The sequence below is a fragment of the Candidatus Aquiluna sp. UB-MaderosW2red genome, assembly GCF_900100865.1.
Lineage (GTDB): Bacteria > Actinomycetota > Actinomycetes > Actinomycetales > Microbacteriaceae > Aquiluna.
Map to the genome: position 1 here is coordinate 215,555 of NZ_LT627734.1, position 25,134 is coordinate 240,688.

Consider the following 25,134-nt stretch of genomic DNA (forward strand, 5'->3'; position numbering starts at 1 on the left):
TAGCACTAATGAAAATGATTGTCAATTGCATTAGTCAAGCAATAGGGCTGGTTCCTCTATTACGCTCGCGATGTCTTGAACAAACCTCGATGCCACGTCTCCATCGACCACGCGGTGATCAAAGGTTGCTCCAATAGTGGTGATCTGTCGAACGACAATCTCATCGTCCACGACCCAGGGCTTCTTTCGAATAGAACCCAGGGCGATAATTCCGACTTCACCGGGATTCAGAATCGGGGTGCCGGTGTCAACACCAAAGACACCGATGTTAGTGATTGTGATTGTTCCCTCACGCATGTCTTCCGGGGTGGTCTTGCCCTCGCGTGCAGTTGTGGCGAGCTGTTCGATTGCCTGGGCAAGCTGAATCATGCTCATGGCATCGGCGTCTTTAATGTTCGGAACAATCAGACCCCTGGGCGTCGCCGCAGCGATCCCCAGGTTCACAAAATAGTGCACGATGATTTCCTCATCGGTCCAAGTAGAGTTCACCATCTGGTTGCGCCTCACGGCCCAGATGATCGCCTTGGCCATAATCAAAAGTGGGGTCACCTTGATGCCCGCAAAGTCGACCGAGTTTTTCAGCCGGCGAACATATTCCATTGTCCTGGTGGCATCAACATCAACGAAGATGCTCACGTGCGGGGCGGTGAAAGCCGAACGCACCATGGCGGTGGCAATTGCCTTACGAACACCCTTGACCGGGATCCGCTCCTCGCGCTGGCTTGGCTGATTCGGGGTGGTTAGATTCTTAAAGACACCTGCCTGGCTAGCAGATCCCACGATATCTTCACGAGTCACCTCACCGCGCAAACCGGTTCCGGTAACCAAGGAGATATCCACCCCGAGTTCTTTAGCAAGCTTTCTAATTGGAGGCTTAGCCATAACCGAATCGCTGGTCGCGATTTGACTCACCATCGCCACCGGGGTTGCCGTAGCAATCGGGGGTAATCCCCTAACCGCTCTAGAACGCCTCGAACTAACCTCGCCCGGGTCGCCATAGCCCACCAGGTTTGGGAGCTGATACTCCGCGCCGGTATTTGCAGTTGGAGTATCCAACACTTGGCTATTCACTACTGGGCTATTCACTACTGGGTTATTGCCTTCTGGCTCGTCGACACCAGGGATGACAGAACCTGCAGCCACTCGCACCGCAATAATTGGGTTCCCAACCTCAACGGTCTCGCCCTCCTGAACTAATAGCTCAGTGACTTCGCCCGCAAAAGGGCAGGGTAATTCGACAATCGACTTGGCAGTCTCAATCTCGCAAATCGTTTGGTTCACGGTGACTATGTCACCGACCTGAACCTTCCAGGACACCAGTTCGGCCTCGGTTAGACCCTCACCGACATCGGGAAGTGGGAATTTTGCAATGCTCATTCGATCTCCCTAGTAAGCCAGAACCCTATCAACAGCTTCTAGAATCCGGTCTGCATCTGGCAGGTAGGCCTCTTCTAGTTTGGCTGGTGGGTAGGGGGTGTCGAAACTACCAACTCGAATTACTGGAGCCTCGAGGTGGTAGAAAGCATTCTCCTGGATGCGCGCTGCAACCTCAGCAGAAACGCTGATGTTGGTCGGCGCCTCGGCGGCAATGATTGCTCTGCCGGTCTTTTGCACCGAGGCCAAAATGGTTGGGTAGTCAATCGGACTCAGCGACCTCAGATCAATAACCTCGAGGCTAATACCCTCCTGGGCTGCCAACTCAGCGGCTTGAATCGCGGTTGGAACCATCGGGCCGTAACTCAAAAGCGTCACCTGGTTGCCCTCACGCAAAATTCGGGCGCTGTGCATAGACATTGGAGGCGTGTCTAAGTTGACGGGACCCTTTTGCCAATACCTGCGTTTGGGTTCAAAAACAATCACCGGGTCGTTAGATTCGATTGCCTGTTGAATCATCCAGTAGGCATCGTTTGAATTCGAAGGGGTGATTACCCTGAGGCCTGCGGTGTGAGCAAAATAAGCCTCCGGGCTCTCCGAGTGGTGTTCTACTGCGCCAATGCCCCCACCGTAAGGAATTCGAATGACCACCGGCATCTTTAGAAAGCCCTCCGATCTAGAGGTGAGCTTCGCCAGCTGGCTGGTGATCTGATTAAAGGCCGGGAACACAAAGCCATCAAACTGAATCTCAGTGACCGGCCGATAACCTCGCATTGCAAGACCAATGGCGGTTCCAACGATGCCGGATTCGGCAATCGGAGAGTTGAATATTCTCGAAGAGCCAAAGTCTTTGAGCAGCCCCTCGGTAACCCTAAAAACCCCGCCCAACTGGGCGACGTCTTGGCCAAACATCAATACTTTTTCATCCTTCGCCATGGCGGCGTGAATGCCCGCATTTAAAGCCTTGGCAATTGGCATGTCCTGATAGCTACTCATGGGCACCCATCTGCTTCTCGTAGGCCAAAAGCCAGGCTTTTTGGCGATCAATCTCGGGGTGTGGTTCTGTGTAAACGTGGTCAAAGATATTCTCAAGACCGGGGGTTTTAAGAGCGAAGGTCTGAGACCTGATGTCTGCCGCTAGCTCGTCACCGGCCCTAACTACCTCTTCAAAAAAATCATCGCCAATCCCCTGGCGGCGAAGGAATATCTCAAAACGAGCAAGCGGGTCTTTAGCTCGCCAGCTCTCCACCTCTAGTTCATCGCGATACTTGGTGGGATCATCGCTTGTGGTGTGGGCACCAATTCGATAAGTCATTGCTTCAATCAAAAAGGGGCCCTTGCCGCCTCTGGCGTTATCCATGTGAATCTTGGTCGCGGCATAACAGGCCAACACATCGTTGCCGTCCACCTGCATCCCCTCAACTCCAAAACCCACGCCACGCTTATAAAGCGGCACTCTGGTTTGGTCGGCAACATTTGAAGAAATGGCCCACTGGTTATTTTGAATGAAGAAAATTATTGGAGCATCGTTGATTGCTGCAAATAGCAAAGATTCCGAGACATCGCCCTCAGCGGTTGCGCCATCACCAAAATATGAAATGACCGCTAGGTCATTCTCGGGATCATCACTGCCCACCTTGCCGTCAAGCTTTATGCCCATGGCATACCCCACGGCATGCAATACCTGCGAGCCCAGCACAATTGCGTATTGGTGGAAACGAGTCTCTTCAGGATCCCAACCACCATGATTCACTCCTCGCATGAGCTTCAGAATCGACATCAACTCAACCCCGTGAGTTATTGCCACCCCGTGCTCGCGATAGCTTGGAAAAATGTGGTCGTTTTTAGCTAAGGCATATCCGGAACCAATTTGAGCCGCCTCTTGGCCAATCGCCGGCACCCAGAGCCCGAGCTGCCCCTGGCGCTGCAGAGCCGTTGCCTCGGTGTCGAACCTCCGCATCCTTGCCATATCGCGGTAAAGGCGAGTTAGCTCAAATTCGGAGAGGTTTGCGATAATTTCGCCATATTCGGCGTATTCCTGTGGCACGCCATAAGTGCCATCCGGTGCTAAAAGCTGGAGCATTGGTTGAGAGTTCTCATGAGTCACCCACCTAATTTAGCCCGATACTGAGAGAATTTTGACTATGTTGCGTTTTCTGGTTAGCACGATTGTCAATGCCTTGGGTCTTTGGGCCGCCACACAACTGGTCCCGGCCATCACACTCACCCCCTATGGCGGGGATGGTTTGTGGAACACGATTGCATCTTTCTTAGCAATCGGCGCGATTTTTGGTTTAGTCAACGCAATCATCGCCCCGGTAATCAAGGTTCTGGCATTCCCTTTGTACATCATTACCTTTGGGCTAATCGCCTTTGTAATAAATGGGGCCTTGCTTTTATTCGTAGCTTGGCTGAGCACATTATTTGCCCAAGAAATCTTCACTATCGAAGGTTTCACATCTGAGGGTTTAGAGATTGCATCACTCGGCTGGGCCATCTTGGCAGCCATCGTGATGTCAATTGCGAGCTTTATCGCTCGGGCGCTACTCAAGTTGGTAAACATTCGCTAATCTCTCTTGACTCCATAGACGTACTCTGTTCCAGAACCCTTTGAATCGGGCCAAAGGGCGTTCTTCACGCGATTCAAGCCAATGTCTTGGCTCTGATCTAATTCGGTTGCGGTTGCTATGTAGCCATCAAGTCGGTGGGCAGCAATTAAATCCTCGAATTCAGCGCTCGAGCTAGCAGTCACCCAGTTTTGAGTCAGCGGATTCGCCCTTCCACTCAATAGCGGAACCGGATCGGCAGAGTGCTGAATGGCGATCACCGGCACATCGAGCTTTAGGTGCCCGATCGGCCCGGCGAAAGACACCAGGCCTGAGACCTCGAACTCCTGGGGGCTGCTCGCGATATTTCCAGCGATTAGCGCGCCCTGAGAGTGACCGACCAGTAAAACCCTGTCCCCGCTGCCAGCTCCAGCCTTGGCAATGGCGTCTTTGACAGCCTGTTCGCTCGGAGCCTCAAAAACCCCGCCCATCGCGGTGAAGTTGGATCGAATGTTTAGTGGATTAGTGCCGCCCAACAAAAGAGATTGGGTACCTGGGACATAAACCACGAATTGCTTGCCACTAGAAAGCGGGTAACTCTCAATCCTGATTGCCGAGCTCGGGCTGGAATATGAGTTGTGCAATCTGGTCGCCAAATCGGCCAGATTGCGGGGCGGCAAAGCAACTGCAGTGCGAAGCAAGGTTGCACTACCAGTCGCATCCACCGGAATTCCAAGACTCTTGACGCCTAGCTGGCCGCCCGCCAAAAAAGACTGCACCGTCGGGCGCGCAGCCATTAACGGTGCTAACTGAATGGCCCCGCCGAGCAAACTACTGGAACCGATTGAGGGGCCGGCCAAAAGCCCAACCACGGCCATCGCCCCAACTAATGGCGCAACCTGGTCGGTGAACATGTTCGTTATTGGGCTTTGAATCGAGAGAACAGGTGTCAGTAGGCGCAGCGGGTCTATTAGATCCTGAAAGATGTGGCTGACCCTGGCCTCGGTAGAAAAGTAGTTCTCCGCAACGATGTCGCAGTTACTGGCAAGCGATTCAAGCTCCGAACAAATCCTCGGGGCACTGATAGCCAGTTGGATGTTTGGCACCGGGTTTGGCAGAAAACCTAGGAGCATGTCTGGCGGAGAGAAAATCGCAGCGTTGAGCTCGCTGGCGCTATTTCTAAGGGCCATTGCAATTCGAAATAATTCCTCTCGGGTCGCCACGACCCTCGGGTCCCCGCCATATATTTCTAAAGCCATAGGTCGGACTTCAGATTCAGGACTTCACCACGCAAAACGCTTAGTCGAAGTTCCAACTGCCTGGCTGCGTCTCCCGAAAAAAACTTCGGGTCTGGCTGGGCGGTGTTCAAAAGTTGCAGCGAATTTTCAAGATGAAAGAGCAATTGCATTCCGCTACCAAACCAGAGAGCAGGGGCGGGATTAGAGCCAAAACTAATAGTTGTGGAGATCCTATGATCAAAAAAGGCTGTGGATAGGGCAAAATGGGGTGGTGAGCAATCTTTCAGCCCAACCAATCAGCCCGCTTGACGGCCGCTACCAAAGCCAGGTCAAGGATCTCGGGAATCACCTAAGCGAAGCCGGACTAAACCGTGCCCGACTTGAAGTCGAGATTGAGTGGCTGCTTTGGCTCGCAAGCCGCAACCTTCTCGGTTCAGGCAGCGAAATTTCAACTAAAGAGGCCTTCGCTCTAAGGGCCATTGCCGGTGCTGAATTTGGCGATACCTCAATTGCCAAACTGGCAGAGCTTGAAGCGGTAACCCGGCACGACGTGAAAGCGGTGGAGTACTTCATTCGCGAGCAACTCAAAGACATGCAACGCCAGGACCTGAGTGAGCTCGTTCACTTTGCTTGCACCTCGGAAGACATTAACAATCTGGCCTATGCAATTACCGTCAAATCAGCGATTAATGAGGTTTGGCTACCCAAGGCGAACGTTCTGGTAGAAAAACTCACCAAACTCGCCCTAAGCCATGCAGGTGTCCCGATGCTCTCAAGAACTCATGGGCAACCCGCAACCCCCACCACCATGGGCAAAGAGATTGCCGTTTTTGTTTCAAGGCTGAATCGGCAGCTAAAGCGTATTTCTCAACAGGAATACCTGGGCAAATTTTCCGGAGCCACCGGGACCTTTGCCGCTCACATCGCTGCTGCTCCAGATGTTGAGTGGTTGGAAGAATCTCAGGGTTTTGTCGAGAGTCTTGGCCTGAGCTGGAACCCGCTCACCACCCAAATCGAATCTCACGACTGGCAGGCTGAGCTTTACGGAACAATGGCCCATTTCAACCGCATCCTGCACAATCTGGCAACTGACTTTTGGACCTACATTTCGCTGAACTATTTCAAGCAGATTCCGGTGGCCGGTGCCACTGGGTCCTCCACCATGCCGCATAAGGTCAATCCGATTCGCTTTGAGAACGCCGAGGCCAACCTGGAGATTTCCAACGCGATTCTGGATTCGCTATCGGCAACGCTAGTCACCTCGCGGTTGCAGCGCGACCTGACAGATTCCAGCGCTCAGCGAAACATCGGTGTTGGATTCGGGCATTCACTGTTGGCCTTGGACAACCTGGACCGCGGTTTGGATGAATTGGCCCTGAATGAGGCGGTCCTTCTTGGTGATCTTTTAGAGAACTGGGAAGTTCTCGGTGAAGCAATCCAGACCGCAATCAGGGCGGATGTGGCTCGTGGTGAGAGTGATATCTCCGACCCTTACGCGCTTCTAAAAGAGCTCACCAGAGGCAAAAAAGTCGGTGAAGAAGAGTTGTTGGTATTTGTGAACTCGTTAGCCGTCTCCCAAGAGACCAAGGAAAGATTGTTGGTTTTGCGGCCAGAGCGCTATGTCGGCTTGGCCGAAGAGCTCACGAAAAGAATTCGAAGCTAACTAAGCTTCGGCTTATTTGGGTCACTGTCATCGGGCTTAAAAGTAAGATCTAAAGTGGCTACTAGGATCAGGCTGAAAATAAAAGTCGCTAGGCCCCAGATTATTGCGGTCTCTACAAACCGAGTTCCAAAAAGAACAATTAGGCCCACGAATACCCCGGCTATTGCCGATAGAGCCATGTAGGCCTTTAGATTTGCAAAACGCTTCACCTTCAAAGCCTACTTCGCTTTATCGGGAGCAAAAGCCGAGATGCCAAGGTGAACTCCGCTGAGAGTTAGATACGCGCCAAAGAAACCCACGGCGCTGACCACATCGAGTTCCACCGATAGAAACAGTGCACCGAGCAGCAACGCAAAAATCGCACTGATGAAAGCCTCGTTACCTTTTGGGGTCTTGAATCCGAGCCTTCTTGTTTGATAAAGCTCGAAAGCGCCAGAGATGAGACCCCAAGCTGTGACCAGCGAAATAAAAGCCGGGTAGGCGGCCTCCTCATTGAGGCTCGCGAGCAGTGCGAATAACCCAATCAGAGTTGCCAACACGGCCATCGGTAACTCTTGCAGCGGGTTGAGGCCGCTTCTTTTGAACATTGCGATCACTGCGCCAACGATACCCAGCGCTAAGCCATAGCCTGCAAGTGCTGCTAGGCCAATCTGAGCGGAGTGGGATTGGCTAAACGTAATAAAAATTCCTAAGGCGAAGCTCAGGAATGACCTAAAGAGTTGTTGATTGCGCACGATTCCTAGCTTGGCATATTTACGAAGCGAGAGTACTGACCGTGGAAAGCAACCGTTACAGTTCCAGTCGGGCCATTTCGCTGTTTGGCAAGTATAAGGTCCGCTTCGCCAGCTCGCGGGTGATCTTTTTCATAGATTCCCTCTCGGTGCAAAAGAATCACGACATCGGCGTCCTGCTCCAAAGAACCGGATTCCCTAAGGTGAGATAGTTCTGGGCGCTTATCTTTGGCCTGCTCTGCCTGGCGATTGAGCTGTGAGAGCGCAACAACCGGCAATCCGAGCTCCTTAGCCAAAAGCTTGAGGGCTCTTGAGAACTCAGAAACCTCTTGCTGCCTTGATTCGACTTTTTTGCCCGAGGACATTAGCTGAATGTAATCGATGACCACCATCTTCAGATCCACCTGCTGGGCCAGCCTTCGGCACTTAGCGCGGATCTCAACCAATGACATGTTTGGACTGTCATCGATGTAAAGCGGCGCATCGTTTATTCTGCCGCGGACTGCGGCAAGTTTGGTCCAGTCTCCTTCGGAGACCGTTCCCTTGCGCATGTATTGCAGATAAATCGAAGACTCGGCGCTGAGCATGCGCATCGCAATTTCGGCGCGGCCCATCTCCAAAGAAAAGAAGATCGTGGCCTGATTGTGCTTAATGGCCGCGTTACGGGCCACATCCAGAGCAAAAGTAGATTTACCGACCGCTGGCCTGGCAGCAACAATCACAAGCTGCCCCGGGTGCAGGCCGTGGGTATAGGCATCCAGATCAGTAAAGCCGGTTGGAACACCGGTCATTTCGCCACCGCGTTTTTGGGCAGTCTCAATTTCCCGAATGGCAGCTTCGATGGAATCACTCAGACCCACGTAGTCCTCGCGAGAGGAAAGGCTTGAAACTTTATAGACCTCGGCCTGGGCTTGGTTCACAAGATCTTCAACCTCGCCCTGGCTCTCGTAGCCGGACTGCGCGATTCTGGTTCCAGCATCGATTAGCCGGCGAAGAATTGCCTTATCGGAAACGATCTTGGCGTAGTAGCTGGCGTTTGCCGCGGTCGGAACATAGCTTGTGAGTGAGTGAAGGTAGTCGGCTCCGCCGGCTTTCACCAGCCCACCGGACTTATTGAGTTCGTCAGTTACCGCAATCACATCGGTTGGTTCACCTTTGCCAAACAGGCTCAGAACTGCGTTGTAGATTAATTCATGCTTTGGAGCGTAGAAGTCCGCCCCCGAGACTACCTCGAAGACTTCGGCTACCGCTTCTTGGCTCAAAAGCATGCCGCCCAAAGTGGACTGCTCCGCTTCTAAGTTGTGCGGTGCGACTCTTGGATCAGAGGCTGGGACCGGTGAAAGCATCGCCACTTTGGACTCCTTCGATTCGACAAGACTTGTATAGCTTGGGGTACTTACATTGATGTATCAACTCGCACTTTTCGAGCCTGTGGATAACCCTGTGGAAACACGCCGATGTAAAGTGGAAAAAGATGTGGATAACCTGTTAGTCCCTGTGGATAACTTTTCCTAAAGTGCCGCATTGACGGGTGTTTTGCCTGTGGATAAAAAAATGTAGAAAACTCTAAACCTAAACCTTAGGGTTGTGGATAACCGAAGGTTTTTTGCCAAAAAAGTAACGGCCCGCCTCTAGGCGAGCCGTTACTTTAATGAATCAACTTACTTTGCAGCAACAACCAAAAGCTTGACTCGAGCAACTATTTCGGCGGTCAAGCGAACCGACGCCTCGTAGTCACCCAAGTTGCGGATTGCACTGGTGAATTCAACCTTGCGCTTATCGATTGCACCGATGCCGGCAAGGGCAACCGCGTCAACCAAATCGGTGGTCTTCACGGTGCCGAACAGGCGACCGCCCGTTCCAGCGTTTGCAAGGATGCGAATTGGATTTTCCTCAAGCTTTGCCTTGAGCTCCTTCGCTTCGTCTTCGGATGCGATTGCGCGTGCATCGCGTGCCGAACGAATCGATGTGATCTGCTTCTCGCCACCCTTGCTCCAAGAAACCGCGAGGCCGTTTGGAATCAAAAAGTTGCGAGCGTAGCCATTTTTAACTTCTACAACATCGCCTGCGGAACCAAGTCCGGAGACCTCATTGGTCAGAATTAGCTTTGACATGGGGGTTTCTCCTTAGCGCCCAGAGCCGGAGTATGGCAAAAGCGCCATCTCACGTGCATTTTTAATAGCCAAGGCAATCTTGCGCTGGTCTTGCACCGTAGCACCGGTGATTCGACGGGCGCGGATCTTGCCGCGGTCGGAAACGAACTTACGCAGCGTAGCCACGTCTTTGTAATCGATGACCTCAATTTTGATGGTCTTAGCCGGGGCTAGCTTGGCGAATTTTGAGTTAATCCGCGGCTTGCGAGCGTCTGCTGACTTTCCTGCCATTTTTTTCTCTTTCCTTTAATCTTTAGAACGGGGCTTCGTCAGCTGCAGCGTCGACTGGGTTTGCCCAGGCGTCTGCGCCATTGGAAGATTTCGTTACTGCTGGAGCCGACTGGCCACCCCAAGGGGAGTCCACGGCAGCGCTGCCCTCGCGGGCACGACGGGTTACAGCTGCGGTTGCGTAGCGAAGCGAAGCGCCGATCTCTTCAATCTCGAGTTCGAGCGATGCCCTAGCTTCACCCTGAGCGGTCTGATAGGCAGATGGTGGCTTGAGCCGACCAGTGACAACCACGCGGGTTCCCTTAGCCAAGCTCTGAGCGACGTTTTCTGCAACCTCGCGCCAAGCGGTGCAGCGAACCCATACGGTTTCGCCGTCCACCCATTCGTTGGTGGCTTTATTGAATGTGCGCGGGGTCGAACCGACGCGAACTGAAACAACGGCTATTCCCCCCTGGGTGTAGCGAAGCTCCGGGTCGTCGGCTAGGTTACCGACGATGGTTACGCTAACCTCGCCTGCCATTAGCTTCTAGGGCCTGAGGGACGCTTGCCGCCGGAGCGAGGACCGCCACGAGGTGGACGCTTTTCCTTCTCTTCTGGCACAAACTCAATTGGGTTGATGCTGAATACTGCATCTTCGATCCTGAGCACCTTGGTGCGAAGCACTGCTTCGTTCAGCCTTAGCTGACGCTCGAGCTCCTTCACAGCAGCTGAGTCAGCGGTCACGTTGATAACAACGTAGATGCCTTCGGCGTGCTTCTGAATTGGATATGTCATGCGACGGCGTCCCCAGATATCAACCTTGTCCACAGTGCCTTTACTTGTTGTAATGACATTGAGGAACTTGTCGATGCTTGGGGCAACTGTTCGCTCATCTAGTTGAGGGTCCAGAATGACCATCAGCTCGTAATTATGCATAGTTAACCCACCTCCTTCGGTCTAAAACGGTCATGGTATTTCCATAACAGGAGGGTAATTGCATAGAGCATTGCCTAGGGCAACCTCACTACCTTACTGGCTTTGTTGCCAGACCAGCAAGCGTTTTTTAGCTTCATCAAAGCCCAGAGAGCCTTCATCCAGCCGAAGCTCCATTAAAAAGTTGTAGGCCTTGCCGACATCGGGGCCAGGCCCGATGTTAAGAATCTGCATGATCTGAGCACCGTCGAGATCTGGCCGCATCGCATCGAGTTGCTCCTGCTGAGCCAAAACCTTGATGCGCTCCTCTAAATCGTCATAGGCGTGCGCTAGGCGATCTGACTTTTTTTGATTGCGGGTGGTGACATCTGCGCGGGTCAGTGCGTGCAGCTGTAAAAGCTCCTGGCCGGCATCCCTGACGTATCTTCTAACCGCCGAGTCGCTCCACTGCTGGTCGCTATAGCCAAAGAACCTTAGGTGCAGTTCGACCAGTCTCGCGACTGCCTTGATGGTGTCGTTATCGAAGCGCAAATCAGTCAAACGCTTTTTGGCAAGCTTGGCCCCCACCACATCGTGATGGTAGAAGGTCACAGCACCGCCTAGCTCAAGCCTTCTGGTGGCCGGCTTTCCGATATCGTGAAACAGGGCGGCCAAACGCAGCACCAGGTTCTTCTCCAGCCCATAGTCCTTTTCATAATCAATGGCCTGCGATAACACGGTCAGGGTGTGCTGGTAAACGTCCTTATGGTGGTGGTGCTCATCCATTTCAAGTTTTAGAGCCGGCAGCTCCGGCAGAACCAGTTCCGCTAATCCAGTATCGACCAGGGCCTCTAGCCCCGGGGTTGGATTCTCCGACAGCAAGAGCTTGGTCAGCTCATCCCTGATGCGCTCCTTAGAAATGATGCTGATGCGATCTTTCATCTGACACATCGCCTCGAATGTCAAAGGCTCAATCTCAAATCCCAGTTGCGAGGTGAAGCGAGCTCCGCGCATCATGCGCAATGGGTCATCGGAGAATGATATTTCCGGGGCGGTCGGAGTCCTGAGAGTCTTGCCCAATAGGTCCCTCAGACCCTGGTGTGGATCCACAAAGGTCATTGCCGGCAGCCTCAACGCCATGGCATTCACCGTGAAGTCCCGCCTAATTAGGTCATCTTCTAGGTTGTCGCCAAATTCAACGGTTGGCTTGCGAGATTCTTTATCGTAGCTGTCGGCCCGATAGCTAGTAATCTCCACCTGTTCGCCCTGAATCTGGGCCGCGATCGTGCCAAATTCTCGACCGATATCCCAGGTTGCCTGAGATATCGGCTTTAGCAGGGTAAGTATTTGGTCTGGGCTCGCGCTGGTGGTGAAATCTAGATCGGGCGCGGCTCTGCCAAGGATGGCATCCCTAACGGGGCCCCCCACGAGGGCAATTTCGTGGCCAGCCCGGGTGAATAGTTCGCCGAGCTGACTCAACAGTGGGTGCGCCGTATTGCGCTTTAGGTTCTCAAGCGCCTGGGCTACGGATTGCATGCGCAATAGCTTGCCATAGTAAAGAAACTTGGTAGCCCTTATAGAGTTGTGGAATGAAAATCGTCCGCCCCTTTACAGTGACCGAGGTGTCAGCTGGCGGATTGGTTATTTCGGGCCACGATTCGAACTTGGTAGCCCTGATTTCCCACAGAAATAGGGGCGGCGGTGCAGACTGGTGTCTTCCCAAGGGACATATTGAGCGCGGTGAAAAAACAGCTGAAACCGCCGTGCGTGAGGTTTACGAAGAAACCGGCTTGGAGGCCGAGGTGATTTCCAAGATCGGTGAAATCAAATACTCGTTTCGTTTGGGACCAAAAAGAATTCGCAAAACCGTTCACCACTATTTGATGAAGCAGGTGGGAGGGGACCTAAACCACCAAGGCGATCCCACCGGCGAGGTGCTGGCGGTCAAGTGGTTTGCAATGCATGAATTGCACGATGTTTTGGCTCATGAAAATGAGAAAAAGATGGTGACTCTGGCCTGGGAGATTCTGGGTTGAGGCGAATCATCGCATTATTGGCCACGCTCTTGGTGCTTGGGCCAGCAGCCCAGGCCGAGGATGCTGCGCCTCAAATTGTGCCGGGTTCAACCATCAACCTGGTGGCTAGAGACGGCAGAATCCCGGTAACCATTGAAAATCCAACAGACCAAGACCTGGAGCTCACCCTCCAGGGGCGTTCCGGTTCGTTTCGCTTGGAAGTGGTGGAGGGCCAGTCATTTACCGTTGCCGCCAACAGCTCCCAGTTGGCGGAGCTGAGCGTTCGAGCAATCGCCAATGGTCCGGTTGAAATCACAATCTGGCTTGAGCAATCCGGGCTTCGAGTCGGGCAATCTCAGCTCTTGAACGTAAATGTAAATTACGACATCGAACTATTTTTGCTTGTGACCCTGGGGGTGGGGATTGTCGCCCTGATTTCGGTGGGTGCAATCCGCACGATTGTGAAGCTTCGAAGAGCAAAGAATGAGTGATCTGAACCCCTCGGTGACCCGAAGCTCCCTGGTGATGGCCTCTGGCACCATTGTGTCGCGAATTCTCGGCTTTCTAAGAGCGGTCCTGTTGGCTGCTGCGATCGGTGTAACAACCGATGCCGCAGATGCCTTCGGAGTAGCTAACCAGCTTCCGAATAACGTTTACGCGATTATCGTCGGTGGAGTTTTGAACGCTGTTTTGGTGCCACAGCTAGTCAGGGCCCGATCCCAGGCCGATGGTGGCAAGGGGTACGTTGATCGCTTTGTGACCCTGGCAATCACGGTTTTCTTTGCAGTAACGGTTATCTTCACCCTCGCAGCACCGCTTTTGGTTCAGCTCTACACCTCGGGTTGGACCCAAGATCAACTAGCACTGGCAACTGCCTTCGCCTACTGGTGTTTGCCGCAGTTATTTTTTTATGGCTTGTATTCCATTCTTGGCGAAGTGCTCAACTCGAGAAGCGCCTTTGGTCCATTTATGTGGGCACCGGTTCTTAATAACCTGGTTTCAATAGCCGGCCTCGTGGCCTTCATATTGATCTTTGGGGCCGATCCAACGGGCCAGCGGATGGCTCAACTGTGGGGTGCCGACAGAATTTCACTCTTGGCAGGCAGCGCTACGGTGGGAGTAGCCGCTCAAGCTTTGATTTTGCTGTTTTTCTGGAAGCGAATTGGGCTGACCCTGCGGCTGAATTTTAAGTGGCGCGGTTTTGGCTTGGGCCCAGCCATGAAGGCAGCATCTTGGTCGCTAGCGATGGTCTTGGTTACTCAAATCGGCGGCGTGGTTCAGACGATGGTGGCTTCCACAGCGGTAGCCGGAAGGTCTCCGGGGGCTCCCGCAGTGGCATCGGTCGCAGCTGCGGCAATAGCCTGGTTGATTTTTATGTTGCCGCACTCGGTGGTGACCGTCTCTATTGCAACGGCCTACTTCACTCGAATGTCTCAGCATGCCGCCGCTGGACGCCTGGAAGAATTTAAGAAGGATTTGACCACCGGTCTAAGGGTCATTGCTTTGGTGAGCGTTATTTCATCGGCAATCCTGATCTTGGTGGCCTACCCGGTAGCAAGGGTGTTTGTGGGAGAGTACCCAGCCACGGTTGCGCTTGGCAATGTGATTATGGCTTTGATGATTGGGCTGGTGCCATTTAGTTTTGTTTACATGATGCAGCGGGCGTTTTTTGCCCTGGAAGACACGAGAACGCCCTTCATTTTCACTTCTATTCAAATTTCCATCCACATTGCGGGCTCTTTGACCCTCGGAAGCTTGGTCGAGAAAGAGTGGCTGGTCGTGTCGATATCGCTATTGACCGCGGGAACAATAGTTATCCAAGGCGTGATCGCCTATGCGCTTTTGAAAAAACGAATCGGTGGCCTAGCCGGCCTCGGTGTTGGCAAGGCACTGGGTGGTTTTGTGCTTGCCATGATTCCAGCAGCGGGGTTGGGGTATTTGACCCTTCAGTGGATTGGTGGAGCGGGCGCAAGGTCCTTCGCGCTGGACTCGGTTTTAAGTTCTGTTGCCTCCAGCGCCCTGGTTTCAGGAGTCACGCTGCTGAGCTATTTAGTTTTGCTGTGGGTATTCCGAGTTTCTGAATTGCGTGAGCTACAAGCGCAGTTGAGAAGTAGGTTAAAGCGGGGCTAAACACAAAAACACCGCCCCAGAGAAAAAGCTTGGGAATTCATAGATGAGCATCTATGTTTGAACCCTTTGAAGATTGGATTTAATAATGCGCGAAGTCATCATTATCGGTTCCGGCCCGGCCGGCTACACCGCAGCCATATACGCAAGCCGAGCGCTGCTGAAGCCCCTCATGATCGCCTCGAGCGTTGAGCCTGGTGGCGAGCTAATGAAGACCACGGATGTGGATAACTACCCCGGTTTTCCCAATGGATTATTGGGGCCAGACCTAATGGCGGCCTTCCAAGCCCAAGCGGAGCGCTTCGGCACTGAAATTCTCTTTGACGACGTAATTGAAGTAGATCTAACCGGTGACATCAAAATAGTAAAGACCGGCAATGGCGAGACCCACCAGGCCAAGGCGGTCATTATTTCAACCGGGGCCGCCTACCGTGAGCTTGGATTGCCGAAGGAAAAGGAGCTCAGCGGGCACGGGGTTTCCTGGTGTGCCACTTGCGATGGCTTCTTCTTTAGGGATAAGACGATCGCAGTTGTTGGTGGTGGCGACTCAGCCATCGAAGAAGCCACCTTTCTCACAAAGTTTGCCTCCAAGGTCTACATGATTCACCGTCGTGATAGCTTTCGAGCCTCCAAGATCATGCAAGAAAAAGCCTTCAACAACCCAAAAATCGAAGTTATTTGGAACTCGGCAATCTCAGAGCTCAAGGGTGAGGGTTCTCTGAACGGAGTGGTTTTGGAAAACACCGAGACCGGCGCCAAGACCGACTTAGCTATCGACGGGTTATTTATTGCCATCGGAAGCGATCCACGGGTTGGCCTGATTGAAAACCAGCTAGAACTCTCTGAAGATCGCTTCATCAAGGTTGAGGGTCGCACCTCGAAAACTTCACTGCCCGGTGTCTTTGCCGCCGGCGACGTGATTGACCCGACCTATCGCCAAGCCATCACCGCAGCCGGTTCCGGCTGCGTTGCCGCCTTGGATGCCGAGCACTACCTCTCAAACTAATTAAAGGAGCCTCAAATGTCAGCAGTAGACGCAACCAGCGCAACCTTCAAGGCAGAGGTCTTGGAATCAAACCGACCAGTAATCGTAGATTTTTGGGCACCGTGGTGTGGCCCATGCAAGATGGTCTCTCCCATCTTGGATGAAATCGCAGGCGAGTATCTGACAAAAATCAAGGTAGTCAAAGTAAACGTTGACGAAGAACCAGATCTTGCCATGGAATATAAAGTCACCGGAATTCCATTACTTGGGGTCTTCCACGAGGGTAAATTGGTGAAGCAGCTTGTCGGTGCAAGGCCCAAAGCGGCAATTATTTCAGAACTCAGTGAATTTCTGGGCTAAAGCCCTGCAACATTGGGCTCTAGTCCCTTCAGCCAAGTAAACTTACGAAAAAACTTGGAGATTGCAAATGCCACAGACGCGTTCGGGAAGTGTTACTAACTTCGATGCATGGAAACATGCCTACGCATCTCGAGCGGCAAATCTTTCAGTTTCCGAGGTGAGGGCACTCTTTGCTGTCGTTTCCAGACCAGAGGTAGTTTCTCTTGCCGGCGGGATGCCGGATGTGTCGGCGCTAGACAGTGACCTCATCGAAAAAGCCTTCCTCTCAATGATGGCTTCCAAAAAGAACTATGCCCTGCAGTATGGCGGGGGGCAGGGTGATCTTCGGCTTCGCGAGCAAATCCAGGAGATTATGGCCTTGGACGGGGTTCATGGTTCAGTGGAGGACATAACTATCACAACGGGCTCTCAGCACGGTTTAGAGCTAGTAGCAGACCTTTTCCTAGATGCTGGTGACGTAGTTCTAGTTGAAGCCCCCTCCTATGTTGGTGCAGTGGGAATATTCCGGCATAAAGAAGCCCACATTGAGCATGTTTTTACCGATGAGCAAGGAATTTCGCCGGAGGCTTTGGTCGAAGCCGCCGATCGGCTCAGGGCCGAGGGTAAAAAAATCAAGCTGCTCTATGTGGTGCCAAACTTTGCCAACCCATCCGGAGTAACACTTTCTGCTGAACGCCGAGCCAGAGTGCTGGAAATCTGCAAAGAGCGCGGGATTTTGATTGTGGAAGATAATCCCTACGGACTTTTGTACTTTGACCAAAAACCCCCGGCCGCCATCGCATCGCTTGATAGTGAAAATGTGGTTTACCTAGGGAGCTTCTCGAAAATCTTGTCGCCGGGACTCAGGGTTGGCTACGTGCTAGCCCCGCCAGCGATTCGGGAAAAGCTAGTGCTAGCAAATGAGTCGGCCATTCTGTCACCCGCCAGCTTCGCCCAGATGTTAGTGAGCGAGTATCTTTCGATTTCGGACTGGCAGGGGCAAATTGAAACTTTTCGCCAGCTTTATAAAACCAAGCGCGATGCAGCGCTAGAAGCATTAACGCAGTATTTGCCTCGCATAGAAACCACGGTGCCAGCCGGTGGATTCTTTTTGTGGCTCACGCTGCCCGAAGGGCTAAACAGCAAAGAAATGCTTCCATTGGCGGTGAATGAGCTTGTTGCGTACACCCCGGGCACGGCCTTTTATGGGGACGGCCGGGGAGCAAACAATATCAGGGTCTGCTTCAGCCACCCGAGCGCCGAGAATGTTAAAGTTGGCATCAAAAGACTCTCGAATGTTGTGAACTTGCAGTTGGATCTGCTCGATACCTTCAGTTCAAAGGACTAACTATGGTTCCTCATGTTTTAGTGCTTGCCGGAGGCATCTCCCACGAGCGTGACGTTTCGATGAAATCTGGTCGCCGGGTCGCCGATGCCCTTATCGATGCGGGCGCCCGCGTGGAACTGCGTGAGCCAGATGCCGAGCTAATCGGACACCTAATGGCGGATCGGCCAGATTTGGTTTGGTCAACACTGCACGGGACAGTGGGTGAAGACGGCTCACTGCAAGACCTCTTGCACCTAGCAAATATCCCCTTCATCGGCTCTTCCGCAGAATCAGCCCGACTCGCTTGGAATAAGCCAATTGCGAAGACGTTGGTCAAAAGACGGGGAATCGAGACCCCGCAATCAATTACTCTGCCAAAATCGACTTTTAGAGAGCTCAACGCGGAGGCAGTTTTGGCCCTGGTGGCAACCGAATTGAGGTTTCCCCTAATAGTCAAACCGGCCCAGGGTGGTTCTGCCCAGGGAGTGACCAAGGTAACAAAAGCTTCGGATTTTGCCAAGGCAATGGTGGACGCTTTTGTTTACTGCGATGAGGTCCTCATTGAAAGTTTCGTAGCGGGAACGGAGCTTGCAATCAGCGTGGTTGATTTAGGGCAAGGACCCAGAGCCCTTCCAGCGATTGAGGTGGAGCCGCTAAGCGGTGAGTTTGGATATAGTGAGCGGTATACCCCAGGGGAGAGCAACTATTACGTTCCCGCAAGGCTCAGCCAACTCGAGTTACAAAAAGCCGGTGAGGCTGCCGTTGCCGCCTTTGAAGCGTTGGGACTTAGAAACCTTAGTCGAGTGGATTTTATAGTTGATAAGTCTGGAACCCCTTGGTTCCTAGAGGCCAATGTCACCCCGGGCATGACCGAGACTTCACTTTTCCCACAAGCCATAATCGCCGATGGGCAAAAGCTCTCGGATGCCTATTTGGCCCTAGCACTAAGCGCTATTAGTCCCTAGCTGCGCCTTTTTGGATATCTTCAACAATCCTTCGAAGATCGGCAATGTTGCCAAATTCAATCACCAGCTGACCCTTTTTGCGACCAATCTGAATCTTCACAACCGTGTTCAGGGTTTCCGAGAGGCCTTCTGCCATCTCCTTGAGCATGTCGGTGCGGCCGCCCGGGATGATTTTGCCCCGCTTAGGGATTATTTTTACCCCTCCCACTAGTTCCTCTAGCCCGCGCACCGAAATGCCCTCACGGACCGTCCTGTCGGCTAAGAGGCGCATCGTCGCCTCATCGGGGGCTCCCAGCAAGGCCCTGGCATGACCGGCGCTCAGAACACCGGCGGCTACTTTGGATTGCACATCAAGTGGCAACCTCAAAAGCCGCAATGTGTTTGTGATCTGCGGTCTTGATCTTCCAAGTCGATCTGCTAGTTGCTCCTGAGTGGACCCAAAGTCTTCCAAAAGTTGCTTATAAGCGGAAGCCTCTTCTAGCGGGTTTAGGTTCGCCCTGTGCAAGTTCTCCAGCAGTGCGTCTCGCAGCATGTTCTCATCGGCTGTGTCGCGCACAACCGCCGGAATGGTCGCGAGCCCGGCCTCGATTGACGCCCTGAGCCGACGCTCACCCATGATTAGCTCGAAAGCATCACCCTTGGGTCGAACCACGATTGGCTGCAATACACCAAATTCTTTGATTGAGTGCACCAACTCGGCAAAGGCCTCAGATTCAAAAATGCTCCGGGGTTGTTGAGGGTTGGGAGAAATGGTCTTGGGATCTAGCTGGGCTAGCCTGGCCCCCGGCACTTCGACCAAGGCTGGTGCGGCAGATGCAACAGTGGAGCTAAAAAATACGTCTACGGCGTCACGATCTCCGCCTGGGATCAGGGAGCCGATACCTCGACCCAAGCCACCTCGACGCTCCGCTTTTTTTTCACTCATTCTTCGCTACCTCGCTGCGCTAATTCGATTGCGGCCTCTTGATAGGCGAGAGAGCCGATGTTCTTTGGGTCATAACTTATTGCAGTTTGGCCAAAACTCGGTGCTTCCGAAAGCCGCACCGATCTTGGGATTGTGGCATTTAGGGTTTCTGCTGGGAAAAATTTACGGACCTCAGCTGCCACATCGGTGCTCAGGTTGGTTCGATTATCAAACATAGTTAGCAAGATGCCCCCCACCATAAGAGTCGGGTTCAGGGCTCTTTTCACGCGCTCGATGTTCGACATCAGCTGGGTTACACCCTCAAGCGCGTAGTACTCGCATTGAATTGGAACTAACACCTCGGTGGCAGCACACAGCGCGTTTATGGTGAGAAGCCCAAGGCTTGGCGGCGAATCGATAAAAACAAAGTCCAACCTTGGGTTCTGCGAATCTAAATATTCTTGAAGCTTAAGCTTCAAAACCTGCTCGCGATTATCAAACGAAACCATCTCGATCTCAGCGCCGGCAAGATTTATGGTGGCAGGCAGGCAGAAGAGGTTTTGGTGCTCCGGGCTTTGAACCACCGCCTCCGCCATCTCGATACCGTCTACCAAAACTTCAAAGCTGCCCCGAACCGAGTTGTGGTGCTCAACACCCAGTGCTGTTGAGGCATTGCCCTGTGGGTCAAGATCGATTACCAGGACTCGCATACCCTTTCTCGCCAAAGCAGATGCCAGGTTCACCGCGCTGGTTGTTTTACCGACGCCACCCTTTTGGTTTGAAATGGTGATCACCCTAGTTTTGGCCGGTGCAAAAAGCTCAGTCTCAGCTACACGCTTAGCTCGCTCGATGGTCTGGGTCATCTCTCGCAACAGCGGAGTGTTCGGCATGTTATTCATCATCAAGCGTTGGCTCCGGACAATGTTTCACGTGAAACATTCACGATATTTTTACTATCTAAGCCCTGCCACCCAGTCGGAGTAGGGCTTTGCTCTAGGCGATTATTCGGGAACCCAAGGGTGGGTGAAACACTCTTCGAAACCTGCGCCGTGTTTTCAGCTGATTGATCAGTCACATTTTCTCCAATCATTGCAACCTAAGTCTTACTACCGTGGCGGTTTCGGGTGCTCTACCAAGGCCAAGCGTAATGATTTCTGGCTCGCCATAACCAAGTTTTTTGAGTCCTGGTGTGGCTTCCTCAATTTCAACCAAAGCCCTAGAGCCCTTCATGGCCAAGACGGTTTTGAGCTCAGAACCCCTTAGGAGTGGGGTCAAAAGCTTTAGCAACTTGTCCAAAGCAGCTACCGCTCTGGCGGTGACGATGTCAAAATCCGTCCTCTCCACATCTTCAGCGCGCATCCGAACCACATCGATATTGCTCAGGCCCAAGTCTCGAACCACATCGATTAGCCAGTTGGCCCTGCGCTCCATGGGCTCAATAAGGGTGAAGTGAGAGTTTGGACTGGCTATGGCCATGGGAATACCGGGCAGCCCCGCACCAGAACCTACATCAGCGACTGTTGCGCCCTCCGGAACGAGCTCGGCTAACAGAGCGCCGTTGATTACGTGCCGGCTCCAAATCTTGGCCAGCTCGCGAGGACCCAAAAGGCCAAAAGTGTCAGAGTCTTGAGCGAGGCGCTCCGTATAAGCCCGGGCTAAATCGATTCGGTCTTCAAAAAGGACGGCGGCGAAGATTGGCTCAATCTCAAATTGCTCGTCATCTGACATTTTGTGGCCCCTAATGTTTCACGTGAAACATTAGGCCTTTCGAACGACTATGTGACGTTCCTTGCCAGCGCCCTCAGATTCCGAGATGAATCCCGCCTCGGACACCATATCGTGCACGAGCTTGCGATCGTAGGAGGACATTGGCTTGAGGTGCTGTTCCTTATCGGACTCTTCAAGCTTTGCGATGGTGCGGTCTACCAGCTGCTTGAGTTGTTCGGTCTTTTTTGCCCTAGACCCGCCAACATCAAGAATTAGTCGACTCATTTGACCAGTTTTGGTTTGGACCGCAATTCTGGTGAGTTCTTGAAGCGCATCTACCGTGTTGGGGTCGGAGATTCTGCTCAGATTCGAATCTCCTTCGCTCGAAACGCTCAGGTAAACGCGCTCCTGCCTAAACTCAATCTCCAGGTCACCATCGAGGTCTGCAGAATCCAGAAACTCTTCAATGAAATCAGCGGCGATTTCGCCCTCTTGCTCTAGTTCTTGCTCAGTTGTCATCTACTTCTTCTTTTTCTTGGCTCGGTTTTTGGAGACTGGTTGGACTCGCTGTGGTGGCTTTTCTTCTTCTGCTTCGCCGGCCGCTTCAAGTGCTTTGGGCTCTTCGCGAGTTATCTTGCCCTTTTTGATCAGCCGATCCTGGCGTGCGTCATGGGCTGGAGAACCAGGGGTTGGCATGTTTCTTATCACTACAAACTGCTGACCCATGGTCCAGAAGTTTGAAACTAACCAGTAGGTCATAACACCCAGCGGGAAGGTCAGCCCCGAGAACAAAAAGACCAGCGGAAGTGCGTAAAGCATTATCTTCTGGGTTTGCATGAACTGGCTGTTCTGGGTGGCAGGATTCTGGTTCTTGGCCATAATCTGCTTTTGAGTGATGAACTGCGATGCAGACATCAGGACGATCATGATTCCCGCAATAATTTTTACATTTAGTTCATCGCTACCAAAAAAAGTGGCCGAGAGTTTGGCACCAAAAATTTCAGCCTGAGAAAATGAGTTCGCGAGATTCTTGGTCATAAGCCCGACACCGGCAAGATCCCGCTGGGCATTATTCAATACCGAAAATAGGCTAAAAAAGATGGGCATTTGAAGCAAAAGGGGCAAGCAGGAGCTCAGGGGGTTCGACCCCGTGCGCTTATAAAGTGCCATCTGCTCTTTTGCGAAACGCTCTTTTGACTCTCTGTCGGTTTTGCCTTTGTACTTCTTTTGAAGTTTTTGAAGCTCTGGCTGGACCAGCATCATGTTGCGCTGGCTCTTAATCTGCTTCACAAAAATTGGTATTAGAGCGGCCCGGACCACTAGCACAAGACCGACGATGGCCAACACCCATGAGATTCCAGAGGCAGAAGCAATACCAACTCCCACAAAAAGGTTGTGGAAGGTGACGAGAATTAACTCGATTACCCATTTAATTGGCCATAACAGATCCAATGCCTACCTCGATCTTTCTTGCATGTTGAGACTCACAAATCCTAGCTTGCTTACCAAAAGGTAGTTAGGTCCGGGTTTCACTTCATCGACACCGCCCGCTGACCACGGATTACACCGCATAACCCTCCAGATGGTGAGAAGAGTGCCTATAACCGCACCTTTTTGCTGCACCGAGTGGAGCCCGTAACCCGAACAACTCGGATAATAGCGACACACATCACCGTAGAGCGGCGATATAAATTTTCGATACATGCCGATTAGAGCGGCTAGCAAGTTCCTAGGCAAAAACCAAATAAAACCCGCGTATTTCACTGAGTCGCCTTTTTGATTAGAGCGGAGATCGAGGTTAGGAATTCTGCGTAAGAGGCCTTTGCCGACCCAGGCCTCAGCCGAAGCACCGCGTTCAGGCCTACCGGTTGAACACTCATTATTTCAAATATGGCAGATCGAGCTCGGCGTTTGAGTAGGTTTCTTTGAACTGCCCCACCAACGGCCCTGGAGACGACAATGGCGAATTTAGGCTGCTCCGAAATCATATAGTGAAGAGTCAAGTGCTGATTTGAGGTTCTCAAACCGAGTTTGACAACCTCGCGAATCTCATCGCCTCCGGTGAGGCGGAAGCCTCGAGACAACAAGTTATTTGACCTAGGCGCTCAGTTCTGAGCGGCCCTTACGACGGCGAGCTGCCAAAATGGCGCGGCCAGCTCTAGTGTGCATGCGGGCACGGAAGCCGTGCTTCTTCGCACGGCGGCGGTTATTCGGTTGAAAAGTGCGCTTACTCACGTTAGAAATCTCCCTGAATCAATTGGACCAAAAGGTGTCCAAGACAACTCCAGTAATTTACGCCATATCCGCTCAGCTAGTCAAGCTACTTGAAAGAAAATTAGGGATAAAAAATCTCTTCTCACATAACAGAGAAAATATTGCGACCGACACGCCGATTGGATTTGCATTTAGACCTAGATATTCACCATGATGAGAGCTAAGGAGGAAATAGGTCGATTTATAAGACTTATGCACAGAATTTACAATACTTATCCACAACCCCAAAACATGTGCAAACATCTGTGGATAACTTTATTTTAGGGAGAAACGATGGATCCGACTCTGGCCGCCAACTGGCGCTCCTTAGTCGACAAAATCGCTTCGGATCCCAGAGTAACCCCCCACCTCCGGGGGCACCTGGAGCTGGCGGTACCAAAAGGAGTTTTGGACGACACTCTTTACATTGAGGTTCCAAACGAAACAACGCGCCTGATGCTCCAGCAAAGACTTCGGGAACTACTTATGGACGCGCTTGGGGAACTAGCCGAGCTGGGGGGCCCGTCTAGCTATCTTGTGATTACCAACGAGGAACTGCAGACGCCGGTGAAGATGGAAGTCTTCCAAGAACCTCAAGTGCTGGTGGATAGAGATCCCTCAACGGGTCCATTTACAACTTTCAAGGATTCCCGACTGAATCCGAAATACAGCTTCGATAATTTTGTGACGGGCGGGTCCAACCGTTTTGCGCACGCGGCATCCTTCGCGGTGGCCGAGGCGCCTGCAGAAGCCTATAACCCGCTTTTTATCTATGGCTCAAGCGGTCTTGGAAAAACTCATCTGCTGCACGCCATTGGTCACTACGCGATGCACCTAAAACCTAGGACCAAGGTCCGATATGTTTCTAGCGAAGAATTCACAAACGACTTTATTAATGCCATCCAAACCAATAAAAATGCAGAGTTTCAAGCCGCATACCGAGACATAGACATTCTTCTGGTAGACGATATTCAATTTTTGCAAGGCAAAGACCAAACCCAAGAGGCCTTCTTCCACACGTTCAACACCCTGCACGATCACAATAAGCAGGTGGTAATCACGTCTGACCTTCGCCCCAAACAATTAAATGGCTTCGAAGAAAGAATGCTCTCAAGGTTCGAGTGGGGTTTGATCACCGACATTCAAGCCCCCGAGTTCGAGACTAGGGTCGCGATCCTAAGGAAAAAAGCTTCTACTGAGAGAATTGTCATACCCAGTGAGGTAATCGAGTACATGGCTTCGAGGATTTCCTCGAACATAAGGGAACTTGAGGGCACACTGATTAGGGTCACTGCTTTTGCCAACCTCAACCGCCAGCCGATCGACATGGATCTAATCCAACTAGTTCTAAAAGACTCTTATGCATCCGATCCTGGAACCCAGATCTCTCCACTTTCGATAATTTCTGCAACAGCCTCCTATTACAAAATATCCGTAGAGGAACTGACTGGCTCCGGAAGGCAACAAGCAGTCGCGCTAGCAAGACAAATTGCGATGCACATTTGCAGGGAACTTACAAACATGTCGCTTCCAAAAATCGGGACTCAATTTGGAAACAGAGACCACACGACTGTCATGTATGCAACTAAGAAGATTAGCTCGGAGATGAGAGAAAAAAGGTACATCTACAACCAGGTGTCCGAAATCATCCAAAAAATCAAAGACGACCACAAATAGTTTTCAAATTT

Annotated in this window: 30 protein-coding genes; 10 read left to right on the top strand and 20 right to left on the bottom strand. The window is 52.2% G+C overall.

The window, feature by feature from the left end:
• Positions 1 to 30 precede the first annotated feature (30 nt).
• From BLP47_RS01160 to BLP47_RS01170, 3 genes are read right to left on the bottom strand one after another with little or no spacing between them, the layout of a single operon-like run.
• Entirely contained in the window at positions 31 to 1,377 is a 1,347-nt protein-coding gene (locus tag BLP47_RS01160) for a dihydrolipoamide acetyltransferase family protein (RefSeq protein ID WP_091849586.1), read from the bottom strand.
• A gap of 9 nt (positions 1,378 to 1,386) precedes the next feature.
• Positions 1,387 to 2,370, bottom strand: coding sequence for an alpha-ketoacid dehydrogenase subunit beta (locus BLP47_RS01165; RefSeq protein WP_091849588.1), 984 nt, complete (start codon positions 2,368 to 2,370; stop codon positions 1,387 to 1,389).
• The gene (locus BLP47_RS01170) at positions 2,363 to 3,457 is read right to left on the bottom strand and encodes a thiamine pyrophosphate-dependent dehydrogenase E1 component subunit alpha (protein ID WP_091849590.1); all 1,095 of its coding nucleotides are present in this window, start codon (positions 3,455 to 3,457) and stop codon (positions 2,363 to 2,365) included. Before BLP47_RS01170 ends, BLP47_RS01165 begins: the two co-directional genes overlap by 8 nt.
• Positions 3,458 to 3,518: 61 nt before the next feature.
• Between BLP47_RS01170 and BLP47_RS01175 the strand changes: the two genes are divergently transcribed.
• On the top strand, positions 3,519 to 3,944 hold the full coding sequence (locus BLP47_RS01175) for a phage holin family protein (RefSeq protein WP_091849592.1): 426 nt from the start codon (positions 3,519 to 3,521) through the stop codon (positions 3,942 to 3,944).
• Here BLP47_RS01175 and BLP47_RS01180 read toward each other — a convergent pair.
• Positions 3,941 to 5,179: a hypothetical protein gene (locus BLP47_RS01180; RefSeq protein WP_091849594.1), complete on the bottom strand. Its 1,239-nt coding sequence runs from the start codon at positions 5,177 to 5,179 to the stop codon at positions 3,941 to 3,943. The genes BLP47_RS01175 and BLP47_RS01180 overlap by 4 nt on opposite strands.
• 250 nt (positions 5,180 to 5,429) lie before the next feature.
• On the opposite strand from BLP47_RS01180, the gene purB reads away from it, so the two are divergent.
• Positions 5,430 to 6,821, top strand: a complete 1,392-nt coding sequence (gene purB, locus BLP47_RS01190) for an adenylosuccinate lyase (protein ID WP_091849598.1) — start codon at positions 5,430 to 5,432, stop codon at positions 6,819 to 6,821.
• Here purB and BLP47_RS01195 read toward each other — a convergent pair.
• The 8 genes from BLP47_RS01195 to BLP47_RS01230 form a co-directional block, all read right to left on the bottom strand.
• A complete protein-coding gene (locus BLP47_RS01195) occupies positions 6,818 to 7,030 on the bottom strand; it encodes a hypothetical protein (protein WP_157671319.1) in 213 nt (70 codons plus the stop codon). The genes purB and BLP47_RS01195 overlap by 4 nt on opposite strands.
• Positions 7,031 to 7,039: 9 nt before the next feature.
• Positions 7,040 to 7,555 carry a hypothetical protein gene (locus tag BLP47_RS01200; RefSeq protein WP_091849602.1) on the bottom strand — a complete coding sequence of 172 codons (516 nt, stop codon included), beginning with the start codon at positions 7,553 to 7,555 and terminating at the stop codon, positions 7,040 to 7,042.
• Positions 7,556 to 7,560: 5 nt separating this feature from the next.
• Positions 7,561 to 8,898 (bottom strand): replicative DNA helicase, encoded by a 1,338-nt coding sequence (gene dnaB / locus BLP47_RS01205; RefSeq protein WP_249883407.1) that lies wholly within the window; start codon positions 8,896 to 8,898, stop codon positions 7,561 to 7,563.
• 315 nt (positions 8,899 to 9,213) lie between these two features.
• The gene (gene rplI / locus BLP47_RS01210; protein ID WP_091849606.1) at positions 9,214 to 9,666 is read right to left on the bottom strand and encodes a 50S ribosomal protein L9; all 453 of its coding nucleotides are present in this window, start codon (positions 9,664 to 9,666) and stop codon (positions 9,214 to 9,216) included.
• A gap of 12 nt (positions 9,667 to 9,678) precedes the next feature.
• On the bottom strand, positions 9,679 to 9,936 hold the full coding sequence (rpsR, locus tag BLP47_RS01215) for a 30S ribosomal protein S18 (RefSeq protein WP_091849608.1): 258 nt from the start codon (positions 9,934 to 9,936) through the stop codon (positions 9,679 to 9,681).
• Between the two features lie 22 nt (positions 9,937 to 9,958).
• A complete protein-coding gene (gene ssb / locus BLP47_RS01220; RefSeq protein WP_091849610.1) occupies positions 9,959 to 10,453 on the bottom strand; it encodes a single-stranded DNA-binding protein in 495 nt (164 codons plus the stop codon).
• Complete coding sequence (gene rpsF, locus BLP47_RS01225) at positions 10,453 to 10,848, bottom strand: 30S ribosomal protein S6 (protein WP_091849612.1); 396 nt, start codon at positions 10,846 to 10,848, stop codon at positions 10,453 to 10,455. The genes ssb and rpsF overlap by 1 nt, the downstream gene beginning before the upstream one ends.
• A 93-nt stretch (positions 10,849 to 10,941) precedes the next feature.
• Complete coding sequence (locus tag BLP47_RS01230) at positions 10,942 to 12,360, bottom strand: CCA tRNA nucleotidyltransferase (protein ID WP_091849614.1); 1,419 nt, start codon at positions 12,358 to 12,360, stop codon at positions 10,942 to 10,944.
• A gap of 53 nt (positions 12,361 to 12,413) precedes the next feature.
• On the opposite strand from BLP47_RS01230, the gene BLP47_RS01235 reads away from it, so the two are divergent.
• The 7 genes from BLP47_RS01235 (at position 12,414) to BLP47_RS01265 (ending at position 18,582) form a co-directional block, all read left to right on the top strand.
• The gene (locus BLP47_RS01235) at positions 12,414 to 12,860 is read left to right on the top strand and encodes an NUDIX hydrolase (protein WP_091849616.1); all 447 of its coding nucleotides are present in this window, start codon (positions 12,414 to 12,416) and stop codon (positions 12,858 to 12,860) included.
• Entirely contained in the window at positions 12,857 to 13,330 is a 474-nt protein-coding gene (locus BLP47_RS01240; RefSeq protein WP_091849618.1) for a DUF6049 family protein, read from the top strand. The genes BLP47_RS01235 and BLP47_RS01240 overlap by 4 nt, the downstream gene beginning before the upstream one ends.
• Positions 13,323 to 14,969 (top strand): murein biosynthesis integral membrane protein MurJ, encoded by a 1,647-nt coding sequence (gene murJ, locus BLP47_RS01245; RefSeq protein ID WP_091849620.1) that lies wholly within the window; start codon positions 13,323 to 13,325, stop codon positions 14,967 to 14,969. Before BLP47_RS01240 ends, murJ begins: the two co-directional genes overlap by 8 nt.
• 85 nt (positions 14,970 to 15,054) lie before the next feature.
• Entirely contained in the window at positions 15,055 to 15,972 is a 918-nt protein-coding gene (gene trxB / locus BLP47_RS01250; RefSeq protein ID WP_091849622.1) for a thioredoxin-disulfide reductase, read from the top strand.
• Between the two features lie 15 nt (positions 15,973 to 15,987).
• On the top strand, positions 15,988 to 16,311 hold the full coding sequence (gene trxA / locus BLP47_RS01255; protein WP_091849624.1) for a thioredoxin: 324 nt from the start codon (positions 15,988 to 15,990) through the stop codon (positions 16,309 to 16,311).
• 67 nt (positions 16,312 to 16,378) lie between these two features.
• Complete coding sequence (locus BLP47_RS01260; RefSeq protein WP_091849626.1) at positions 16,379 to 17,638, top strand: PLP-dependent aminotransferase family protein; 1,260 nt, start codon at positions 16,379 to 16,381, stop codon at positions 17,636 to 17,638.
• A gap of 2 nt (positions 17,639 to 17,640) precedes the next feature.
• Positions 17,641 to 18,582 carry a D-alanine--D-alanine ligase gene (locus BLP47_RS01265; protein ID WP_091849628.1) on the top strand — a complete coding sequence of 314 codons (942 nt, stop codon included), beginning with the start codon at positions 17,641 to 17,643 and terminating at the stop codon, positions 18,580 to 18,582.
• On the opposite strand, the gene BLP47_RS01270 is transcribed toward BLP47_RS01265, so the two are convergent.
• The 8 genes from BLP47_RS01270 to rpmH form a co-directional block, all read right to left on the bottom strand.
• Positions 18,572 to 19,507: a ParB/RepB/Spo0J family partition protein gene (locus tag BLP47_RS01270; protein WP_091849630.1), complete on the bottom strand. Its 936-nt coding sequence runs from the start codon at positions 19,505 to 19,507 to the stop codon at positions 18,572 to 18,574. The two genes, BLP47_RS01265 and BLP47_RS01270, sit on opposite strands and share 11 nt — an antisense overlap.
• Positions 19,504 to 20,385 (bottom strand): ParA family protein, encoded by an 882-nt coding sequence (locus BLP47_RS01275; protein WP_091852777.1) that lies wholly within the window; start codon positions 20,383 to 20,385, stop codon positions 19,504 to 19,506. The genes BLP47_RS01270 and BLP47_RS01275 overlap by 4 nt, the downstream gene beginning before the upstream one ends.
• Positions 20,386 to 20,572: 187 nt before the next feature.
• Positions 20,573 to 21,214, bottom strand: coding sequence for a 16S rRNA (guanine(527)-N(7))-methyltransferase RsmG (gene rsmG / locus BLP47_RS01285; RefSeq protein ID WP_091849634.1), 642 nt, complete (start codon positions 21,212 to 21,214; stop codon positions 20,573 to 20,575).
• Between the two features lie 30 nt (positions 21,215 to 21,244).
• On the bottom strand, positions 21,245 to 21,712 hold the full coding sequence (locus BLP47_RS01290) for a R3H domain-containing nucleic acid-binding protein (RefSeq protein WP_091849636.1): 468 nt from the start codon (positions 21,710 to 21,712) through the stop codon (positions 21,245 to 21,247).
• On the bottom strand, positions 21,713 to 22,645 hold the full coding sequence (gene yidC / locus BLP47_RS01295; protein ID WP_091849638.1) for a membrane protein insertase YidC: 933 nt from the start codon (positions 22,643 to 22,645) through the stop codon (positions 21,713 to 21,715).
• 3 nt (positions 22,646 to 22,648) lie between these two features.
• A complete protein-coding gene (yidD, locus tag BLP47_RS01300; protein WP_256381061.1) occupies positions 22,649 to 22,957 on the bottom strand; it encodes a membrane protein insertion efficiency factor YidD in 309 nt (102 codons plus the stop codon).
• Positions 22,954 to 23,277 carry a ribonuclease P protein component gene (rnpA, locus tag BLP47_RS01305; protein WP_157671322.1) on the bottom strand — a complete coding sequence of 108 codons (324 nt, stop codon included), beginning with the start codon at positions 23,275 to 23,277 and terminating at the stop codon, positions 22,954 to 22,956. The genes yidD and rnpA overlap by 4 nt, the downstream gene beginning before the upstream one ends.
• Positions 23,278 to 23,290: 13 nt before the next feature.
• Entirely contained in the window at positions 23,291 to 23,428 is a 138-nt protein-coding gene (gene rpmH, locus BLP47_RS01310; RefSeq protein WP_091849642.1) for a 50S ribosomal protein L34, read from the bottom strand.
• 312 nt (positions 23,429 to 23,740) lie between these two features.
• On the opposite strand from rpmH, the gene dnaA reads away from it, so the two are divergent.
• Positions 23,741 to 25,123, top strand: a complete 1,383-nt coding sequence (dnaA, locus tag BLP47_RS01315) for a chromosomal replication initiator protein DnaA (RefSeq protein WP_091849644.1) — start codon at positions 23,741 to 23,743, stop codon at positions 25,121 to 25,123.
• The last annotated feature ends 11 nt before the right edge of the window (positions 25,124 to 25,134 follow it).

What these genes read in the sequence shown, in the direction of transcription:
- BLP47_RS01160 (WP_091849586.1), bottom strand. Translation starts at nt 1,377, where the DNA reads ATGAGCATTGCAAAATTCCCACTTCCCGATGTCGGTGAGGGTCTAACC.
- BLP47_RS01165 (WP_091849588.1), bottom strand. Translation starts at nt 2,370, where the DNA reads ATGAGTAGCTATCAGGACATGCCAATTGCCAAGGCTTTAAATGCGGGC.
- BLP47_RS01170 (WP_091849590.1), bottom strand. Translation starts at nt 3,457, where the DNA reads ATGCTCCAGCTTTTAGCACCGGATGGCACTTATGGCGTGCCACAGGAA.
- BLP47_RS01175 (WP_091849592.1), top strand. Translation starts at nt 3,519, where the DNA reads ATGTTGCGTTTTCTGGTTAGCACGATTGTCAATGCCTTGGGTCTTTGG.
- BLP47_RS01180 (WP_091849594.1), bottom strand. Translation starts at nt 5,179, where the DNA reads ATGGCTTTAGAAATATATGGCGGGGACCCGAGGGTCGTGGCGACCCGA.
- dnaB (WP_249883407.1), bottom strand. Translation starts at nt 8,898, where the DNA reads ATGCTTTCACCGGTCCCAGCCTCTGATCCAAGAGTCGCACCGCACAAC.
- rplI (WP_091849606.1), bottom strand. Translation starts at nt 9,666, where the DNA reads ATGTCAAAGCTAATTCTGACCAATGAGGTCTCCGGACTTGGTTCCGCA.
- rpsR (WP_091849608.1), bottom strand. Translation starts at nt 9,936, where the DNA reads ATGGCAGGAAAGTCAGCAGACGCTCGCAAGCCGCGGATTAACTCAAAA.
- ssb (WP_091849610.1), bottom strand. Translation starts at nt 10,453, where the DNA reads ATGGCAGGCGAGGTTAGCGTAACCATCGTCGGTAACCTAGCCGACGAC.
- rpsF (WP_091849612.1), bottom strand. Translation starts at nt 10,848, where the DNA reads ATGCATAATTACGAGCTGATGGTCATTCTGGACCCTCAACTAGATGAG.
- BLP47_RS01230 (WP_091849614.1), bottom strand. Translation starts at nt 12,360, where the DNA reads ATGCAATCCGTAGCCCAGGCGCTTGAGAACCTAAAGCGCAATACGGCG.
- BLP47_RS01235 (WP_091849616.1), top strand. Translation starts at nt 12,414, where the DNA reads ATGAAAATCGTCCGCCCCTTTACAGTGACCGAGGTGTCAGCTGGCGGA.
- murJ (WP_091849620.1), top strand. Translation starts at nt 13,323, where the DNA reads ATGAGTGATCTGAACCCCTCGGTGACCCGAAGCTCCCTGGTGATGGCC.
- trxB (WP_091849622.1), top strand. Translation starts at nt 15,055, where the DNA reads ATGCGCGAAGTCATCATTATCGGTTCCGGCCCGGCCGGCTACACCGCA.
- trxA (WP_091849624.1), top strand. Translation starts at nt 15,988, where the DNA reads ATGTCAGCAGTAGACGCAACCAGCGCAACCTTCAAGGCAGAGGTCTTG.
- BLP47_RS01260 (WP_091849626.1), top strand. Translation starts at nt 16,379, where the DNA reads ATGCCACAGACGCGTTCGGGAAGTGTTACTAACTTCGATGCATGGAAA.
- BLP47_RS01265 (WP_091849628.1), top strand. Translation starts at nt 17,641, where the DNA reads ATGGTTCCTCATGTTTTAGTGCTTGCCGGAGGCATCTCCCACGAGCGT.
- BLP47_RS01270 (WP_091849630.1), bottom strand. Translation starts at nt 19,507, where the DNA reads ATGAGTGAAAAAAAAGCGGAGCGTCGAGGTGGCTTGGGTCGAGGTATC.
- BLP47_RS01275 (WP_091852777.1), bottom strand. Translation starts at nt 20,385, where the DNA reads ATGAATAACATGCCGAACACTCCGCTGTTGCGAGAGATGACCCAGACC.
- rsmG (WP_091849634.1), bottom strand. Translation starts at nt 21,214, where the DNA reads ATGTCAGATGACGAGCAATTTGAGATTGAGCCAATCTTCGCCGCCGTC.
- BLP47_RS01290 (WP_091849636.1), bottom strand. Translation starts at nt 21,712, where the DNA reads ATGACAACTGAGCAAGAACTAGAGCAAGAGGGCGAAATCGCCGCTGAT.
- dnaA (WP_091849644.1), top strand. Translation starts at nt 23,741, where the DNA reads ATGGATCCGACTCTGGCCGCCAACTGGCGCTCCTTAGTCGACAAAATC.